This is a genomic window from Amycolatopsis sp. NPDC058340, assembly GCF_042723975.1.
Taxonomy (GTDB): domain Bacteria; phylum Actinomycetota; class Actinomycetes; order Mycobacteriales; family Pseudonocardiaceae; genus Amycolatopsis.
On the sequence record NZ_JBHXIB010000004.1, the window covers coordinates 84,310 to 101,943 of the forward strand.

16 protein-coding genes are annotated in these 17,634 nt (G+C 69.5%); 10 read left to right on the forward strand and 6 right to left on the reverse strand.

What is annotated here, in order from left to right; all coding sequences use genetic code 11:
- Positions 1 to 275 precede the first annotated feature (275 nt).
- From ACFWIW_RS07050 to ACFWIW_RS07070, 5 genes are all read left to right on the forward strand, one after another.
- Positions 276 to 3,146, forward strand: a complete 2,871-nt coding sequence (locus ACFWIW_RS07050; RefSeq protein ID WP_378367573.1) for a type 2 lanthipeptide synthetase LanM family protein — start codon at positions 276 to 278, stop codon at positions 3,144 to 3,146.
- A gap of 13 nt (positions 3,147 to 3,159) precedes the next feature.
- A complete protein-coding gene (locus ACFWIW_RS07055; RefSeq protein ID WP_016334466.1) occupies positions 3,160 to 3,354 on the forward strand; it encodes a hypothetical protein in 195 nt (64 codons plus the stop codon).
- A gap of 91 nt (positions 3,355 to 3,445) precedes the next feature.
- On the forward strand, positions 3,446 to 6,334 hold the full coding sequence (locus ACFWIW_RS07060; RefSeq protein WP_378367574.1) for an AAA family ATPase: 2,889 nt from the start codon (positions 3,446 to 3,448) through the stop codon (positions 6,332 to 6,334).
- A gap of 3 nt (positions 6,335 to 6,337) precedes the next feature.
- Positions 6,338 to 6,577, forward strand: a complete 240-nt coding sequence (locus tag ACFWIW_RS07065) for a glutaredoxin domain-containing protein (protein ID WP_350586497.1) — start codon at positions 6,338 to 6,340, stop codon at positions 6,575 to 6,577.
- A complete protein-coding gene (locus ACFWIW_RS07070) occupies positions 6,574 to 6,789 on the forward strand; it encodes a ferrous iron transport protein A (RefSeq protein ID WP_378367575.1) in 216 nt (71 codons plus the stop codon). Before ACFWIW_RS07065 ends, ACFWIW_RS07070 begins: the two co-directional genes overlap by 4 nt.
- A 48-nt stretch (positions 6,790 to 6,837) precedes the next feature.
- Here the strand turns inward: ACFWIW_RS07070 and ACFWIW_RS07075 are convergent, their stop codons facing one another.
- The gene (locus tag ACFWIW_RS07075; protein WP_378367576.1) at positions 6,838 to 7,719 is read right to left on the reverse strand and encodes a manganese catalase family protein; all 882 of its coding nucleotides are present in this window, start codon (positions 7,717 to 7,719) and stop codon (positions 6,838 to 6,840) included.
- 34 nt (positions 7,720 to 7,753) lie between these two features.
- Positions 7,754 to 8,209: a DUF4383 domain-containing protein gene (locus ACFWIW_RS07080; RefSeq protein WP_378367577.1), complete on the reverse strand. Its 456-nt coding sequence runs from the start codon at positions 8,207 to 8,209 to the stop codon at positions 7,754 to 7,756.
- Positions 8,210 to 8,373: 164 nt separating this feature from the next.
- On the opposite strand from ACFWIW_RS07080, the gene ACFWIW_RS07085 reads away from it, so the two are divergent.
- Positions 8,374 to 9,030, forward strand: a complete 657-nt coding sequence (locus tag ACFWIW_RS07085) for a hypothetical protein (protein ID WP_378367578.1) — start codon at positions 8,374 to 8,376, stop codon at positions 9,028 to 9,030.
- A 1-nt stretch (position 9,031) separates the two neighbouring features.
- On the opposite strand, the gene ACFWIW_RS07090 is transcribed toward ACFWIW_RS07085, so the two are convergent.
- The 3 genes from ACFWIW_RS07090 to ACFWIW_RS07100 all read right to left on the reverse strand — a co-directional run bounded on the left by ACFWIW_RS07090 (position 9,032) and on the right by ACFWIW_RS07100 (position 13,436).
- Positions 9,032 to 10,339, reverse strand: a complete 1,308-nt coding sequence (locus tag ACFWIW_RS07090) for an aldehyde dehydrogenase family protein (protein ID WP_378367579.1) — start codon at positions 10,337 to 10,339, stop codon at positions 9,032 to 9,034.
- Positions 10,340 to 10,457: 118 nt separating this feature from the next.
- Positions 10,458 to 12,791, reverse strand: a complete 2,334-nt coding sequence (locus tag ACFWIW_RS07095; protein ID WP_378367580.1) for a chitobiase/beta-hexosaminidase C-terminal domain-containing protein — start codon at positions 12,789 to 12,791, stop codon at positions 10,458 to 10,460.
- A 189-nt stretch (positions 12,792 to 12,980) separates the two neighbouring features.
- Entirely contained in the window at positions 12,981 to 13,436 is a 456-nt protein-coding gene (locus ACFWIW_RS07100) for a hypothetical protein (RefSeq protein WP_378367581.1), read from the reverse strand.
- 170 nt (positions 13,437 to 13,606) lie between these two features.
- Between ACFWIW_RS07100 and ACFWIW_RS07105 the strand changes: the two genes are divergently transcribed.
- The 3 genes from ACFWIW_RS07105 (at position 13,607) to ACFWIW_RS07115 (ending at position 16,005) form a co-directional block, all read left to right on the forward strand.
- Positions 13,607 to 14,431 (forward strand): peptidoglycan-binding protein, encoded by an 825-nt coding sequence (locus ACFWIW_RS07105; RefSeq protein ID WP_378367582.1) that lies wholly within the window; start codon positions 13,607 to 13,609, stop codon positions 14,429 to 14,431.
- A 120-nt stretch (positions 14,432 to 14,551) separates the two neighbouring features.
- Entirely contained in the window at positions 14,552 to 15,175 is a 624-nt protein-coding gene (locus tag ACFWIW_RS07110) for a cyclodeaminase/cyclohydrolase family protein (RefSeq protein WP_037338332.1), read from the forward strand.
- The gene (locus ACFWIW_RS07115; RefSeq protein ID WP_378367583.1) at positions 15,172 to 16,005 is read left to right on the forward strand and encodes a bifunctional 5,10-methylenetetrahydrofolate dehydrogenase/5,10-methenyltetrahydrofolate cyclohydrolase; all 834 of its coding nucleotides are present in this window, start codon (positions 15,172 to 15,174) and stop codon (positions 16,003 to 16,005) included. Before ACFWIW_RS07110 ends, ACFWIW_RS07115 begins: the two co-directional genes overlap by 4 nt.
- Positions 16,006 to 16,192: 187 nt before the next feature.
- On the opposite strand, the gene ACFWIW_RS07120 is transcribed toward ACFWIW_RS07115, so the two are convergent.
- Entirely contained in the window at positions 16,193 to 16,765 is a 573-nt protein-coding gene (locus ACFWIW_RS07120; RefSeq protein ID WP_378367584.1) for a TetR/AcrR family transcriptional regulator, read from the reverse strand.
- 113 nt (positions 16,766 to 16,878) lie between these two features.
- Here ACFWIW_RS07120 and ACFWIW_RS07125 point away from each other — a divergent pair, with 113 nt between their 5' ends.
- Positions 16,879 to 17,619, forward strand: a complete 741-nt coding sequence (locus tag ACFWIW_RS07125) for a class I SAM-dependent methyltransferase (protein WP_378367784.1) — start codon at positions 16,879 to 16,881, stop codon at positions 17,617 to 17,619.
- The last annotated feature ends 15 nt before the right edge of the window (positions 17,620 to 17,634 follow it).

The window sequence follows — 17,634 nt, forward strand, 5'->3', positions numbered from 1 at the left end:
GCTCCACCCCGATCTGCCCCCTTACTGCCCCGCTCCCCCCCTGGCGGCGGGGGGCGCCACCCGCTTGAGCACCGCCCCCGCCCCCGGCTCCGCCCGACCATGGTGCGACCGCGACCGGTGCCCGCGCATGGGTGCCGGGACCCCATATTCCGGTGCGGCATCGGCCGGCCACCGTCCGTGCCCGGCGGTCACTCTCCGGACATCTTCGTGCGTGCGCTGAATGTGGGGGTGCCGCCCCCATGTGCGTACCGCGCCGGGCTGACAGCATTGCCGCCGTGACGCCCCCACCATCGGCGACGTCCCTGCCGCCGAGGTGGTGGGAGCACGGCCGGACCCCGCGCGAACGGACAGCGGACAAGCCCCTCTGGGCGGACTTCGCCGAACACGCAGTCGCCACGCTTCTGCCGGAGCGCCCCCCAGTCGGTGACTGGCGTGTGGAGTTCGCCGGGGTCTTCAGGTCGCTCGTCGACGCCGCCTCGCGTGACGCGGTCCCGGACGATCTCGCCGGCGCCGACGCCGACGCGCTTCGCCAGGGTTTCGCGGCTCAACTCGACCAGCACCTGCTCAACCTCTCGGTCCGCACTCTGGTCCTCGAACTCCACCGCGCCCGCAAGGCCGGAACCCTCCAGGGCGAGACGCCCGAAGAGCGCTTCTCGGATTTCGTGCGCGGGCAATCCACGCCGGCCGGGCTCGTCCGGTTGTTCGGCGAGTACCCGGTGCTGGCGCGGCTTCTCGCCCAGGCCTGTCTGCACGCCGCCGAAGCCAACGCCGAAACCCTCGCCCGGTTCTCCGCCGACGCGGCCTTGCTGCCCTGCTCGGTCGTCGACGGCGAACTCGGCACGCTCGTCGAGGTCGCGGGCGGGATCGGCGACTCGCACGCCCGCGGACGTTCGGTCAAACTGCTCCGCTTCTCCAGTGGCGCCAAGGTGATCTACAAACCCCGCCCGCTGATCCTGCACGAGCGTTTCACCGACGTCGTCGAGCAGCTCAACAAACGGCTGCCCGGGCTCGAACTGCGAACCGCCGACGCGCTTCAGCGTGACGGGTACGGCTGGCTCCGCTTCGTCGAACACCGGCCGTGCGCCGACATCGGCGACGTCGACCGTTTCTACCGCAGGCAGGGCATCCTCCTGGCGCTCCTGCACGCCCTCGACGCCACAGACGTCCACTACGAGAACATCATCGCCTGCGGCGACCAGCCGGTGCTGATCGACATCGAGACGCTGTTCCAGCCGTCGCCGCCCGTTCCACCGGAGGGTGATCCCGCGGCGGCGATGCTGGCCCGGTCGGTGCAGCGCACGCTGCTGCTCCCCCAGCTCTTCGCCGGTGAGCACGGTGCCGTCGACATCTCCGGCCTCGCCGGCCGCGGTGGCAAGCTGCCCACCGATCGGGTCGATTGGGCCGATCCGGGGACCGATCGGATGCGGCTGGTCCGCGTGCCCGGCGAACTCGCCGGAAGCAACAACCTCCCGCGCCTCGACGGCCGCGACGTCAGCCCCGCCGAGCACAGCGCGGCGCTGCTGGCCGGATTCCGGCTCGGCTATGACGCGATCTCCAGCGGACGGGACGAACTCGCCGAGCTTCTCCGGCGCTGCGCCGAGGATCCCATCCGGGTGCTCATCCGGCCGACGAACTTCTACTTCCGCTTGCTGGACGAGACCACCCATCCCGATCTGCTTCGCGACGCCGCCGACCGCGACCACGCGTTCGACCTGCTCGAAGAGGATTCGGTGCGCGAGGAGAAGCTGCTCCGGCTCGTACCGCACGAGCGAGAGGACCTGTGGGCGGGCGACGTGCCGATGTTCACCTCGAACCCCGGTTCGACGTCGCTGCTGGATTCGCGTGGAGACAGCGTCGAAGGGGTCGTCGAGCGGCCGTCGCTGGACACCGTGCTGGCGAAGGTCGCCGACATGGATCCGCTCGACCAGCGGGACCAGGAGTGGCTGATCTCGGCCACCCTCGCCATCAGCACGGCGGCCGACGGGCACCATGGCGGCGGCGAGACCGCGGAAACGGCGGTGCCGAACCAGGCGCCCGACGCGGAACGGCTGCTGGTCACCGCGTGCGGGATCGCCGACCAGATCGTCGCCAACGCCTTCTCCGACGAGCACCGCTCCAACTGGCTCGGGATCGAACTCGTCGACGACCGCTACTGGACGGTCCTCCCGATGGGTGCGGGGCTCGGCGAAGGCTATTGCGGTGTCGCGTTGTTCCTCGCACAGCTCGCCGAGCTGACCGGGATCGCGCGGTACCGCGATCTGGCCGCGTACGCGATCAGCCCGCTTCCCGGCCTTTTCGCCACGCTCCGCGCCGATCGCGAGCTGGCCGCCACCGCCGGTTGCGGCGGGCTTCTCGGGCTCGGCGGTGTCGCGTACACGATCGCCCGGCTCAGCACGCTGGTCGGGCTTCCCGCCGGCGACCTCATCGAGCAGGCCGTCGATCTGATGCCCGAGGCCACCCCCGAAACGCCGTCCGGGTTCACGACGGGACTCGCGGGCGGCGTCGCGTCGATGCGGTCGGTGTATGTCCAAACAGGACTGGAGACGGCGCTGACGCGCGCGGACCGCTACGCCGCACAGCTCCTCGAACGCGAACGTCCGGCGGAGAAGGCCTTCGCCCGCGGTTCGGCCGGGATCGATTGGGTTCTCCGGGCACACGCCCGTTCCGGCGAAGAACCACCCGGAAAGGCGGACGATCGGGCGGAAAGCGACGGCGGCTGGTGCGACGGCCTCGCGGGTGACGCCCTCGGAATGGCCGCGCACCTGCCCGATCCCGAGTACGCCAACGACCTGGACCGGACGATCAGACGACTGACCGACCGGGCACCGCTGAAGGATCTCAGCCTCTGCCACGGCGAGTCCGGAGTGCTGGACGTGTTGTGCGTGCTGGCGGAGAACGGGCACACTGGCGCCGCGAACGCGGTACGCCGCCGGACCGGTCATCTGCTCGCCGCCATCGACCAGCGCGGTGCCCGCTGCGGGACGCCCGGCGCGGTCCCGTCGCCAGGGCTGCTGAGCGGTCTGGCGGGGATCGGCTACGGCCTGCTGCGGCTGGGATTCGGCGACCGGGTCCCCTCCGCGCTCCTGCTCCGCCCCGACCGGCCGCATCCCGCGGCCACCGTTTTTCCGCCGGTAAACCGAGTATGAGGAGAAGAATCGCATGTACGAAAGAGATCTGCCCGCCACCGAAGACGTCCTCGGCGCCGTGAACCTGCCGCGCGCCCTCGAGGTCGGCTCGCGCAACCACGCGCTGGCGGGCAGCAAACCGCGGCTGAGCGCCAACCCGCTCGCCACCCTGTCCACGGACACCGGTTCCCCGTCCGTCGTCAGCGTCTTCACCGGCGGCTGGATCTGAGTCACAGGCTCACGAAGGCGGGTTCGCGCCGCCCGCCTTCGTGATCGACTTTTGGCCGTGACAGCGGAATCCGCTCGCTATAGTCACGGCGGTGGGTATCCGTTCGTCGCGGGTGATCGGCCGCGACGCCGAATTGGCCGAGCTCTCCGGAGCTCTCGATCGCGCCATCGCGGGTCGCGGCGGCGCGATCTTCCTCGTGGGCGAAGGCGGCATCGGCAAATCCCGGCTCGCCGTCGAAGCCGCCTCGCGAGCGGTCGCCGCCGACGTCCCGGTATTGCAGGGCAGGGCCAGTTCGATCGGCCCGCTCGTCCCGTTCCGGCCGCTCACCCAGGCGCTGCTGTCGCATTTCCGCGGCGGGGGCCCGCCGGAGGCGACCGAACTCGACCCGTTCATCCCGGTGCTCGCCCAGCTCATCCCCGATTGGAGCCGAGGAGACCGGCCTCGGGAATCGGGCTCCCTCATGGTGCTCGCCGAAGCGGTGTTCCGTCTGCTGGCCATCACCAGCCGCGACCGTGGCGCGCTCCTCGTCCTCGACGATCTCCAGGACGCCGACGCCGAGACGCTGTTCATCCTCGAATACCTCGTCGACAACCTGTCCGCGGCGCAGGCCCTGTTCGTCGGCACGCTCCGCAACGAGCCCTCCGACGCGCTGCGCCTGGCGACCTCCGGAGCGCAGCGGATGAGCTGCGCCGTCGTCGAACTCGGCAGGCTCGGCCTCGCCGACACCCACGCGCTCGCCGCCGCCTGCCTCGAAACCGAGCCGGGGCGACTGCCGTCGGCCGCGACGGAACTGTTGTGGCGCAACAGTGCCGGCCTTCCGTTCATCGTCGAGGAACTGCTCCACGGCATGGTGAACGACGGTCTGCTGGTCGAGGGCCGCGACGGCTGGCGCGTCATCGGCGAGCTCCGCGCCCGCGTCCCCGCCGCACTGGTCACCAGTATCGGCGTCCGGATGGAGCAGCTCGGCGAGCAGGCGGGCGAACTGCTTTCGGTCGCGGCGATCATCGGCCGCCGTTTCCCGCTGACGGTGGTGCAAGCGGTCACCGGGACGAACGACAGGACCCTGCACAACCACCTCGGCGCCGCGGTGTCCGCGAACCTGGTGACCACCGACGAGATGACGCCCGGCTGGTACGCCTTCCGTCATCCGCTGACCGCGGAAGCGTTGCTGGCGCGCCAGTCACCCGCACGGAAGGCGGAACTCGCCCGTCAAACCGCCGACGCGGTCGAGGAGCTGTACCCGGGGCTGCCGGGCGATCTGTGCGCGCTCGTCGCGTCGCTCCGGCTGACCGCCCTGGACGAGCCGGCCGCGGGCCGCTTGTTCGCGGAGACCGGTCGTCGCGCTCTCGACGCGGGTGCCGCGGACTCCGCGGTCACGATGCTCACCAAGGCCCTCGACCTGCTCGCCGGGGCCGACGCGGGTGATCGGGCCGAGGTGCTGGAGACGCTGGTGCACGCGCTCGGACAGACCGGTCAGTTCGACCGGGCCGTCGAACTTTCCGCCGCGTTCGGCGAGATCGGCACGCTCGAACGGGCCGCGAAGCTGCGCACCCAGCTGGCGTGGGCCGCCTACATCGCGGGACGGCACGACGAATGCCTCGGCCAGATCGAACGCGCCCGCGCTCCCCTCGGTTCGGCGATCTCACCCGCTCAGCGAGCGGCGCTCGACGCCGTCGAAGCGAACCTCTGGCTCGACGTCCCCGGCCGGACCGGCACGGCCGAACGGCTCGCACGTCAGGCGTGGAAGGTGGCCGAGGCGACCGAGCAGCCGTTCGTCGTCTGCCAGGCGTTGCAGGTGCTCGGGATGCTCGCGCTGTCGCGGGACCTCACCGAATCCGAGCACTACATGCAGCTCGCGCGGCGGACCGCCGAGGACAACCACCTGCACCACCTCCGCACCCAGGCGCTGGTCCGGCTCGGCGGACATCGCGTGCTGATGAACGGGGACGAGCAGACCCTCCTGCTCGCGCGCGCGGACGCCCAGCGGACCGGGTCGATCACCCTGCACTGCGCGGTCGATTCCGTGCGCACCATGCACGCGATCCTGCGCTGCGACTTCGGCACCGCGCACACCCTGCTCGCGGAGAACCTCGCCGTGCTGGGCAGGCTCCGGTTGACCGCGTTGCTGCAGTACGCGCATATGACCAGGGCGATGTCGGCGGGGCACCGGGCGGACCGTCCCGCGATGGAGCAGGCACTCGGCGACTTCCGCGACTGCGGGGGTGAGAACGCGCAGGAGATGGTGCTCAGCATCGGGCTGGCGCGTGTCTTCTGTTCACTGCTCGAAGAGGACTTCGACCGGGCCCGCCGCGAACTCGGCCAGGTCGTCGAACTGGAGGACCGGCGGCCGAGCCGCTTCCACCTCGCCGGCCAGCACGGGCTCAGGACGCTCGTCGACACCCTCGGCGGCGCGCCCTGCCCGGAGGACGGATCCGCGGTGAGCGGGATGCGGTGGAACCGGCAGTTCGTCGAGTTCGCGCACGCCGTCGAGCACGGCAGGCGCGGCGACGTGGCCGAAGCCGAACGAGCGGTGGCCTCCGCGCTGGAGACGTCGGCGCCCTATCCCCTTGCCCGCCATCTCGGGCTCCGGCTGATCGCCGAACCGGCCGCCGCCGATGGCTGGGGCGATCCGGCCGGCTGGCTCAAGGAGGCCGAGGAGTACTTCCACGGCAGGGATATCCCAGCGGTGGCGGCCGCCTGCCGGAGCCTGCTGCGCAAACTCGGCGCGCCCGTCCGGCAGCGGCGCTCCGGGGTCGACCGGGTTCCCGGCGGCCTGCGCGCGGCGGGGGTCACCGTGCGCGAATACGAGGTGCTGGTGCTGCTCGCCGAGCGGATGGGCAACAAGGACATCGGCGCCCGCCTGCACATCTCGCCCCGGACGGTCGAGAAACATGTCGCGAGCCTGCTCGCCAAGACCGGGCTCGCCGACCGTGCGGCCCTCGCCGAACACGCCGCCGGACCGCGACCTGGCATGCTGTGATCCATGAGCGACCTGATCGTGTACGGCGCCGGCTGGTGCCCCGACGTCAAACGCAGCCGGGCCCTGCTGGACTCGAAGGGCGTCGAGTACGACTACATCGACGTCGAAGCGGACTCCGGCGCGGAAGAGACGGTGCGGGCACTGCAGAACGGCGCGCGGCGGATCCCGACCATCGTCTGGCCCGACGGCACCCACCTGGTCGAGCCGAGCGACGACGAGCTCACCGCGCACCTGAACCGGTGACCCTCCCGGACGTCCCGGTCGGCACGAGGGTCGTCGTGCGGTACCGGATCGAAGGCGGGTTCACCGACGCCCTCGGCTACCTGCGCTCCCGTGACGACACCGAATGCACGGTGGAGACCAAACGCGGACTCGCGACGATCCGGCTCGCGGATATCGTCCTGGCGAAGACGGTCCCGCCGCCTCCGGCTCCGCGCGCACCTCGTGCGTGGTAAGGACGGTTCTAACCGTCCTTACCACTCACGAGCCCATCGTGAACGGGACTAGCTCTTGCGCGACTTGGTGGCCTTCTTCTTCGCGTCCTTGGCCTTGCCCTTGATCGTCCCGACCGCGTCCTGCAGCGGCGCATAAGTGCCGTACAGCGCGGGATCCGGCTTCGGAGCGGTGCCCGGACCGCCGAGCGGCTCCGGGTCCATCAGGTACTCGATCCCGTCTTCGCCGAAGCTCCAGCCGCCCTTCGAGCCGTCCGGCCCGTCGGACAGATGCCACACGGTGTTGTTGTGGTCCTGGTTCTCCTCGTCGAACAACGCCGTCGGCGCGATGTCGCTTTCCAGGCCGTCGGCCTTGAGTTCCTCGATCGCGGCGAGCCACTGCTTCTGGTGCACCGTGTCCCGGGCGAGGTTGAACTGCAGCATCGCCTTCACACCGGGGTCGTCGGTCATGTTGTACAGCCGCGCCGTCTGCAACCGGCCCTGCGCCTCGGCCGCCGCGTTCGCCCGGAAATCGGCCAGCAGATTGCCCGACGCCACGACGTAGCGGCCGTTCCAGGGATAGCCCTGGCTGTCACTCGGCGTGGCCCCGCCACCGGAGATGATCGCCTGCTGGGGATCCATCCCGCCGAGGATCGCCGCGGTGGCCGGATCCTTCGCCGCTTCGGCCACCATGGTGGCGGGAGCCCCTTCCAGCAGCCGGGCGACCATCGTCGCGAGCATCTCGACGTGCCCGATCTCCTCGGTCGCCGTATCCATGATCAGATCCTTGTACTTGCCCTCGATCCGGCAATTCCAGCCTTGGAAGAGGTACTGCATGGTGACGGTCATTTCACCGTAGGCGCCGCCGATGAGTTCCTGCAGCTTACGGGCGTACAAGGCGTCCGGCTTTTCCGGTCTGGCCTCGAACTGGAGCGATTTGGTATGACGGAACACTGATTACCTCCGAAGAATTCAGGGAAAGAACGGATCAGCGGGAGTCGGCGATCGGCGCCTTCGAGCCGGAGAGCGGAATGAGCCCGAGTGCGATCATCCCGACGGCGAGCCCGAGGTGCAGCCAGTTGTCGGCGCTGTTGACCGGCACGAAATTCGCCGCCGACCCGTGGTCGATCAGCAGCCCGTACAGCCACAGCACCAGGTAGATCACCCCGCCGCCGACGAGGAACGCCTTCGCGCCACCAGCCGTCCGGGCCAGCACGATGCCCGCGACGCCGAACGCCAGATGGACGATGTTGTGCAGGATGGAAACCTGGAACACGCCCAGCAGCAACGCGCCGGACTCGTGCCCGGCACCGCTCAGCTGCTCGTAGTTCGTCGTGATTCCGGGAATGAAGCCGAGGATGCCGACGAGCAGGAAGACCGCGCCCACGCCGAGGGCGATGAGCTGGCGCGGTGCCCGCCGAACGGTGGCCGGCGATGCAGTCATGATTTCCTCCGATCCGGGTGGAATGGATTTCTCGAACGTCGAGTACCCGCGCCAAAGCCGGTCACACGGGAATCCAGGTTTTCGAATTCTGGGGAATCAGCGTGTGATCCGGGGTTTCCGGGGTAGCCACAGCGAAGCACCCACGTGACAAGGAGGCGGAAATCGTGGCCGAGCAGACAGGGCCGGTCGGCAGGGTTTTCCGGGCCGGCTTCCACGCTCTCTCCGCACTTCGCGGCGCGCGAGCGTTCCACCCGAACGGCCTACTGCTCAAGGGGGAGCTTCACGCTTTGAGGCGCGACGACCTGGCGCTGCCGGTGGAACCGGTGGAAGTCACCGTGCGAATGTCCAAAGGGGCCGGTCTTCCGGGCCGGACACCCGACGCGCTCGGGCTCGCGGTCCGGATCCCCGCCGCCGACGGCGATCCGTGGGACCTCACCCTGACCACTTCCGCCGGCCGCGTTCTACCGCGGCCGGCACGAGGCTGGACCCACGGCCGCTACAGCTCGCTGCTGCCCTATCGCGCGAACGGCGAACTGCTCTGGCTGTCGGCCCGTGCGGAAACGCCACGGCACGCCGAAGCGTCACTGGACGCTTTGAGGCGGCTGGTGAAGGAAGGGCCGGTGACCTTCCTCGTCGAATCCGTTCGCGCGAACGGGCATCGGAAGCCCTGCGCGACGCTCACCCTCTATGAGGTGGACGAAGACGCCCCGCGCCCCGCCTTCGATCCCATGCTGAACGCTCCCCCTGGCTGGGAGCCGCGGCCCCGCTGGCTCACCGGGCTGCGCGAGCGCGCGTATGAGGGCAGCCGCGAAGGACGCTGACTCATCCCGCGAGCGGTTTGTCCAGCACGGCCTTCACGTGGCTGAAGTTCTCGATCGAGTAGCGCCCGTGATAGCGGCCCATCCCGCTCTCCCCCACGCCGCCGAACGGCAGTTCCGGCGCGGCGAGGTGGATGATCGCCGCGCCGAACACCAGCCCGCCCGACGACGTCTCCGTCTCGATCCTGCGCTTCGTTTCGTCCGATTCGGTGAAGGCGTACAGCGCCAGCGGCTTGTCGCGTTCGTTGACGAACGCCAGCGCCGCGTCGACGTCCGGCACGTCGATGATCGGCAGGATCGGGCCGAAGATCTCGTCCCGCATCACCGGCGCGTCCGGCGATACATCGGTGAGCACGGTGGGCGCGATGTACTTCTCGTCGCGGTCGGCCTGGCCGCCGACGACCACGGTTCCGTTGTCCAGCAAGGCGGTGAGCCGGTCGTGGTGCCGGGTCGAGACGATGCGGCCGTAGGACTCGCTGGTGGCCGGGTCATCACCGAACATCGCTCGGACGGTCTCGGCCAGGTGTTCCGCCAGCTTGGGGCCGGTGTCGCCGATCGCGAGGACGTAGTCGGGCGCGACGCAGGTCTGGCCCGCGTTGGCGAACTTGCCGTAGGCCAGCCGCTGGGCGGTCACGGCGAGGTCCGCCCCCGGCTCGACGATCGCCGGGCTCTTCCCGCCCAGCTCCAGCGTGACCGGCGTGAGGTGCTTCGCCGCCGCGGCCATGACGATCCGGCCGACCGTCCCGTTGCCGGTGTAGAAGATGGTGTCGAACTTCTGCTCCAGCAACGCCGTCGTCTCGGGGATCGCACCCTCGACGACACGGACGCCCTCGACGTAGTTCGGCAGATGCTCCGCGATCGCGGCCGAGGTGTTCGGAGACAGCTCGCTCGGCTTCACGACCGCGCAATTACCCGCCGCCAGCGCGCCGACCAGCGGCGCGAGCACCAGCTGCAGCGGGTAGTTCCACGGCCCGATGATCAGCGCCACCCCGAGCGGCTCGCGAACGACACGGCCGTCGGCCGGTCGCAGCGGGTACGGCAGGTCGGCTGGCTCCGGGCTCAGCCAGGAGTCGAGATTCTCCAGCGTGTGGTCGATCTCGTTCCGCACGAGCGCGATCTCCGCGCGCTTCGCCTCGGCGGTGTTCTTCCGCAGGTCGGCGTACAGCGCCTTGAGGAAGACGTCGGCCTGCTCGGACAGGAGCCTCCGCAGGCCCGTGAGCTGCGTTCGCCGCCACTCCACCGGTTTCGTGACACCGGAACGAAAGAGGGTGCGCAGTTCGTCGACGACGACGTGGGCATCGCTGCTGGTCATGAATCCGAGCCTAGCCATGGACCGCGGCGGATGCCCAGCGCTGCGCGGTATAGAGCGTTATACAAGAAGGTGAAGGGCGCTTTCCCCGCGTGGCATGCGGGGAAAGCGCCCTTCGGCGTTACGGGTAGCTCACCAGGTTGCTCGGCCGCGTGTCCGGCGGCGTCACCGCCCCGGCGTCGTTGATCACGTGGGTGATGGTCCCCTTGTAGTTCAACGAGACCGTCACCAGGTTGTGGAACCGGACGCCGGAGCGGTTCGGCACCTCGAAAGCGTGATAAAGGTTCACTGACGGGTTGTCGTTGAAGAAGCAGTAGCTGCCAAGGCCCCACGCCTCGTGCGTGGTCACGTTGTCCCCCACCTTGTAGGCGGCGTACCCGTTGAGCCCGTTGGGACTCTTCCAGCCTGCCTGATCGGGGACGTCGTACGGGATCTCGTTCTGGAAGAAGATCGTCCTGCCGTTCTGGCCGTTCCAGATCACCTGGTACTTCTGGTAGTGCTCGACGAACAGACCGGTGGCCAGCACGTTGTCGCCGTTGACGACCACACCGGTGTCGCCGGTGTTGATCGTCCAGCCGTAGGTGCCCGCGTTGCCGTGGTCGGCGCGCCAGGCCCAGATGTGGTCGATGATCGTGTCACGGCTGTTCACGATCAGGCTGTTCGTCGCCTTGCCCGCGATCTGGCCGCCGATCCGGAAGAACACGTCCTGCAAGGTCGTCGGGTTCGCGGCGTGGTTCGCCGTCGAGCCGGCCTGCCCGACCGTGAGCAGCGACTGGGAATTCGTCGTTCCGGCGTCGAACAGCAGGCCCTTGAGCCGGACGCCGTCGACGTCGGCGACCTTCATGGCGTCGACGCCGTTGTCCGGCACCAGCGTCGGATAGCCGACACCGAGCACGACGGTGTTCGCCTTCGTCACGTTCAGCGTCTGGTTCAGGTGGTAGACGCCCGGGGTGAAGAACAGGTTGCAGCCCTGGGAAAGCGCGGTGTTGATCGACGACGCCGTGTCTCCCGCCTTCACGACGTAGAACTGGCTCATCGGCAGCGAGGAGCCCTGGGTGCCGCCGTTGGCCCAGCTCGGCCCGGAAGCGTTGGTGCGCAAGGAGGGCAGGAACACGCGGTACTTGCCGGAGCCGTCGAGGTACAGATACGGGACGTCGCGCGACACCGGCGTGGTGCCGAGCGTCGTCTCCGGCGGGTTCGGGAAGGTGTTGGCGGGCGCGCCGTTCGTCCCGGAGAAGACCATGTTCCAGACGCCGCCGTCCCAGCTGCCGTAGCTGCTGTCCCGGGTGTACCACTGCTGCTGCGAGACCGACGCGGCCTGTCCGGAGACCTTGGTGTCGGCGGTGTAGCCACCGCTGGCGAATCCGTAGCTGGCGGGATAGAGCTGGAGCCCGCCGCGGATGTCCATCCGGCGGAACGGCGCGGCCTGCGCGACGGCCCAGCGGGTCGAACCACCGCTCGGGACGACGGCGAGGTTCTCCGCCGAGCGCCAGAAGTTCTGCAGTGCCACACCCTTGTCCGACTCGTTGAACGCGTCGACGGTCACGTCACCGTTGATCACCACGTCGCCCGGGTTCTGGCCGAGGCCCGCGACCGAGGTGTAGTAGCCGACGTTGTCGTGGATTCCGTTGTACACACCGGGCTTGAACAGATGTGCGTACCGGCGCTCGGTGAACTGCGCGGTCAGTGTGTCCTTCTGCGCGTTGAAGTCCGCGTCGAGCTTCGCCTGGATCGACGACGCCGGCATGCCCGGGTCGAAGATCCGCACGTTCGGGCCGAAATCCGGGACCTCGGCCTGAGCCGGGCAGGTCGCCTGCGTCGATCCGATCGTGTAGGTCGCGGACGCCACCGGGGAGTTCGCCGAGCCGGATTTGAGTGCGATCGCGGAGATCGTCGAAGACGCGGAGACCGTGATCGGCCCGGTGTACAGAGTGGACGAAGCCGTCGGCGCGGAACCGTCCACTGTGTACCGGATGGTCGCGCCCGCGGTCGCGCTCGACAGGGTCACCGAACGGGCGCTCGGATAGCTGCCGCCCGGCGGATCGAAGGTCGGCGAGGCGACGGTCGTGCCGCCGCCACCATGGGTGTACGTGAAGTGCGGGGTGTCGTACTGCGGCCCGTTCTTCTCGTAGGTGAACCAGTAGTCGAGCACCGTGCCCGCCGACAGCGAGCCGACGGTGTGCCGCCATGTGCCCCCGTTGTCGGTCATGCGGACGTTCTGCTGCCCTACGCCCGGAACGCCGGTGTAGTGGATATCGACGTAACGCGCGGGGGTCGACGGCGTGAAGGAGAACTGCGCCTGTGTCGAGTTCAAGGACGCGGCGCTCTGGCTGTAGTCGGCGGCCGCGGCGGTGGCACCGCCGAGCCCGGCGGCGATCAGGAGCGCGGAAAGGCCGAGGGCGAGCACACCCCGGACCCCTTTCCGCCGTTTGGGCTGCACAAAGATCCGATTCACGTCGTGACACCTCCGGCGTTGGAAATCCACGGGCGAAGCAATTCGTTGCGCGCCACAACAAAGTAGCCGTCCGTGCGATATGTCCAGATCACGCTTCGGTAACAGTGGTGGTCCAAACCACTCACTCCGCCAGGCAGCCCACCTTGACAGGGCCGTTCGGCGCCATCGAGCGGTGCGTTCAGGTGCCGGTCAGCGGTCCGGGACGACGTAGAGCGTCGACGCTTCCCCGCCGTGCATCGCGCTCAGGCTGGTCCGGCAGGCGAGGAGGACCTCGCGGTTCGCGACCGTGTCCGGCGGGACGCCACAGCCGTCGCAGAAGAGCTCGACCGATCCCGGGAAGGTCTCGTCGACCCGGACTTCGACCGTGCGATCGCAGCGGCGGCACCACCGGTGCCCGGTGACGATCAGGACGTGCATCGGATCCGAGATGCACTGGTGCACCCAGCAGCGGTGGACGTAGCAGGTCGTCCGGACGTGCGCGCTGAGCCCGTGCTCTTCCGCCACGTCCTCCGCGGCGAGGATCGCGGCCAGCCGTCGATCGGCGATTTCGCCGTACCGGTCCCGGCGCCGGGCCGGAGGGGCCGTGTCCGCCGCCGCGAGCAGTCTGAGATGAGCCCTTGAGGGTGGCGGAGTACGTAGCACCATGTGGGTCTCGACCTTTCGGCGTCCACCGGAAGTCTTATCAGCTCAACCCCGGTTTCGCCGGAGTGACACCCGACCGGGCGACAAGGACCTGAGAAAGGTTCGTTTGTACGGCCCTTGTATTCCCGCTGCCCATGCTGCCCGGACAACCGAATCCGTTCAGGAGGCAGGAATTGTTGACCAAGGTAGCCGTGCTCGCGACAGCGACCGCGCTCTCCTTCGGCGTGGCCGCACCGGCCGGCGCCGAGGTGACCGCGTTGCCGACGGCCAATATGGAAGCGGTGCTCAAGGCCGCCCAGATCGACCCGCGCCGGGCCGACAGCGCGCTGACCCCTGGTGCCAAGGACAGCGTGCTGCTGGTGGAGCAGGCACTGGCCGCCAAGGGGCTGCTCGACCAGCAGTACGTGGACGGCCACTTCGGCACGTCGACGATCACGGCGTACTCCAGCTACCAGAAGTCGCTGGGCTACACCGGGATCGACGCCTCCGGCCTGCCGGGAAAGACGTCGCTCGAGAAGCTGGGCGAGAACCGCTACACCGTCACCGCGGTGGTCTCGGCGGGTAGCCGCCTCACCTACCACGGTAAGACGATGAACACCCGGACCAAGGCGATGCTGGTGAAGGCCGAGGGGCTGCTCGGCAGGCAGCTCACCATCACGCAGGGCTCGTACAACCCCGGCGGCGTCGGCGCTTCGGCGGGGACGCACGACGGTGGCGGCGCGCTCGACATCGGCGTCGAGGGCATGTCCTCGACCACGCGGACCGACGTCGCGCGGAAGCTGCGGCAGGTGGGCTTCGCGGCTTGGGTCCGGACTCCGGCCCAAGGCTTCGCCTACCACATCCACGCCATCGCACTGTCCGATCCGGACCTTTCGTCCGGCGCGCAGCACCAGGCGGGCGACTACTACCTCGGCTACAACGGCCTCGCCGGCCGCGGTGCCGACGACGGCCCGGCCGTCACGCCGAAGCTCACCTGGGAGGAGTACCAGCGCTCCTGATCACCTTTCCAAAGGCCACCTTCGCCGATGCCGATCGTCGCGAAGGTGGCCTTCGGGCTGTCCGGGAACGCCCGGGTAGGCTTCGGCGCGACGGCAAAACCAGCGGGAAGGGAACATCGCGTGGAGGCTCAACCGGTCGGTCAGTGGCTCGACGAGCTGGCATCGAAGGCCTCGACGCCCGGTGGTGGCGCGGGTGCCGCGATGAACGCCGCTGTCGGCGCCGCCCTGGTCTCCATGGTGTGCAACCTGACCATCGGCAAGCCGAAGTACGCCGAGCACGAGGCCACCATGACCGAGGCGCTGGCCAAGGCCGAGGACCTCCGTGCGCGCGCGCTCGGCCTCGCCGCCGACGACGCCGCCGCGTTCGACGCCGTGGTCGCCGCGTACAAGCTCCCCAAGGCCACCGACGAGGAGAAGCAGGCCCGCACGGCCGCCATCCAGGCCGCGCTGGTCGGCGCCGCCGAGGTGCCGCTGCGCACGGCCGCCCTCGCCGCCGAGGTCATCGACGTCGCCGCTTCGATCCTCGAAGGCGCCAACACCAACGTCATCTCCGACATCGCGGTCGCGGCCTCGTCCGCGAAGTCCGCGCTCGAATCGGGCGTGGTCAACGTCGAGGTCAACCTCGCGTCCATGTCGGACGAGCAGCTCCGCAAGGAGACCGAGGCCCGCCTCACCGAGTACACCCCCGCCGCCGGGCGCGCCGACGCCCTGATCGCCCAGGTTCGCGAAAGGCTCGCCCGATGACCCTGATCGACGGGCGCGCCATCGCCGCCGCCATCACCGCCGAGGTCACCGAGACCGCCGCCAAACTCCGCGAATCGGGCACCGCCCCGACGCTGGCCGTGCTCGTGCCGACCGACGACGACGCCACCGCCTGGTACGTGCGCTCGATCGAGCGTGCCGCGAAGAAGGTCGGCGTCGACTGCCGGGTGGTCCAGCTCGAGAACCCGACCGGCGCGGACGTCACCCGCGAGCTCGACAAGCTGTCCGCGGACCCGTCGGTCCACGGCATCATCTGCCAGACCCCGCTGCCCGAAGGCGTGACACTCGACGACGTCGGCGCGCACATCGACCCGCGCAAGGACGTCGACGGCGCAAACCCGGTCAGCCTCGGCCGTCTCACCGCCGGCCTCCCGACCTACGCGCCCGCCACCGCCGCCGCGGTGCTGGAGATCCTGAAGCGCGAGCAGGTCGCCCTGTCCGGTGCCCAGGTCGCCGTCGTGGGCCGCTCGACCATCGTCGGGAAGCCCGCCGCGCTGCTGCTGCTCGGCGAACACGCGACGGTGACCGTCTGCCACTCCCGCACCAAGGACCTCGCGGCGGTCACCAAGACCGCGGACGTCCTGGTCGTGGCCGTCGGCCGCGCGCACTTCATCGGCGCGGACCACGTCAAGCCCGGTGCCGTGGTGATCGACGTCGGCACGAACCCGACTCCCGAAGGCGGGCTCGCCGGCGACGTCGACCAGGCCGCGGTCGAGGAGATCGCGGGTTCGATCACGCCGGTCCCCGGCGGCGTCGGCCCGGTCACGACGTCGCTGCTGCTGCGGCACACCGTCACCGCCGCGCAGTCCTGAACCACCGAAGGCGGCGAGTCCACTGAGGACTCGCCGCCATTTCTCTTGTGCTCAGACGCCGAACTCGCGTGATCAGAGACGGATCTCGCGTGATTGGGGACCGAACACGGTGTTCGCCCTCCAATCACGCGAGATCCGCCTTCAATCACGCGAGTTCGGCGTCTGATCACGCGAGTTACGCCTCCCGTCAGGTCCCGATCACCGTTTCGACCACCTTTCGCACCTGCGCGGTCTCCGGGGCGGGGGCGGTGCGGTCGGCGTAAAGCAGGTGCGTAGCACCGATGAGCGTGGCGGCCAGGGTCTCGACGTCGGCGTCCTCGGCGATCCGGCCCTGATCCCGTTCCTCCTTGAGGTAACCGCCGATCATGACGGCGGCCTGGGTCAGCACCGGAATCCCGGCGGGCCATTCGCGGCGCAACCGGGCACGAAGCTCGTCGCGGAAGATCACGAGCGGGACGATCGCGACCGCGACCGACTCGAAGACCGTCGTGAGCGCCGAGGTGAGGTTTTCCACGACCGTCCCGGTGCCGACGGACTCCCGCAGCCCCTTCTCGTCGAGCTTCTCGATCCGGTCCAGCACGAACTCCGCGAGGAAGCCGTCGAAGTCGTCGAAATGCCGGTGCAGCACGCCTTTCGCGCAGTCCGCCTCCGTGGTCACCGCGCGGCTGGTGAGCCCGCTCGGCCCGTCTCGTAGCAAGACCCGTTCGGCGGCGTCGAACAACTGCGCGCGGACGGCGCGCAAAGCTACCCCGGTCGGCATCCGGCTCCCTTGCGTTGACGAGTGGGCAAGTGCCCACTTAAGGTGGGCGCATGCCCACTCTACCCTCGGGGCAAGAGCCTCATCGCTATCGACAGGCCGCGGAATCCTTCGGCGTGGACGTCGAACGCTACGACCGGACCCGCCCCGCCTATCCCCCGGAACTCGTCGGCCAGCTCATCGCCGCCGCTCCCGGCCGCGAGACCCTCGACGTCGGTGCCGGCACCGGCATCGAAGCGCGCCAGTTCCAAGCCTCGGGTTGCCACGTGCTGGGCGTCGAGCCGGACCAGAGGATGGCCGAGTTCGCCCGCCGGAGCGGGATCGACGTCGAAGTCGCGAAGTTCGAGGATTGGGAGCCCGCCGGACGCCGGTTCGATCTGCTCGTCTCCGGGCAGGCCTGGCATTGGGTCGACCCGGTGGCGGGCGCAGTCAAGGCCGCCGAGGTCTTACGGCCCGCCGGGCTCTTCGCCGCGTTCTGGCACGTACCCGAACCGCCGGAAGAGGTCGCGGACGCCCTGGCGGACGCGTACGGGCGGCTCGTGCCGGACGCCCCGATCGACCTCAAGAGCGTGCCGAAACAGTCCTCGGACCCGTACGGGCCACTCATCGTGAAGGTCGCCGACGGCCTGCGCGAAGCGGGCGCGTTCGGCGAGCCGGAACGAAGCCGTCACGACTGGGACCGCGTCTACACCCGTGACGAGTGGCTGGATCAGCTTCCGACGTTCGGCTCGCTGACCTGGGTCGAATCCACAGTGCGACAAGAGATCCTCGCTGAAGTCGGGGCGGCGATCGACAGGATGGGCGGCCGGTTCACCACGCGCTACGCCACCGTCGCGATCACCGCGGTCCGGCGCTGACCCGCCGGTGACGGG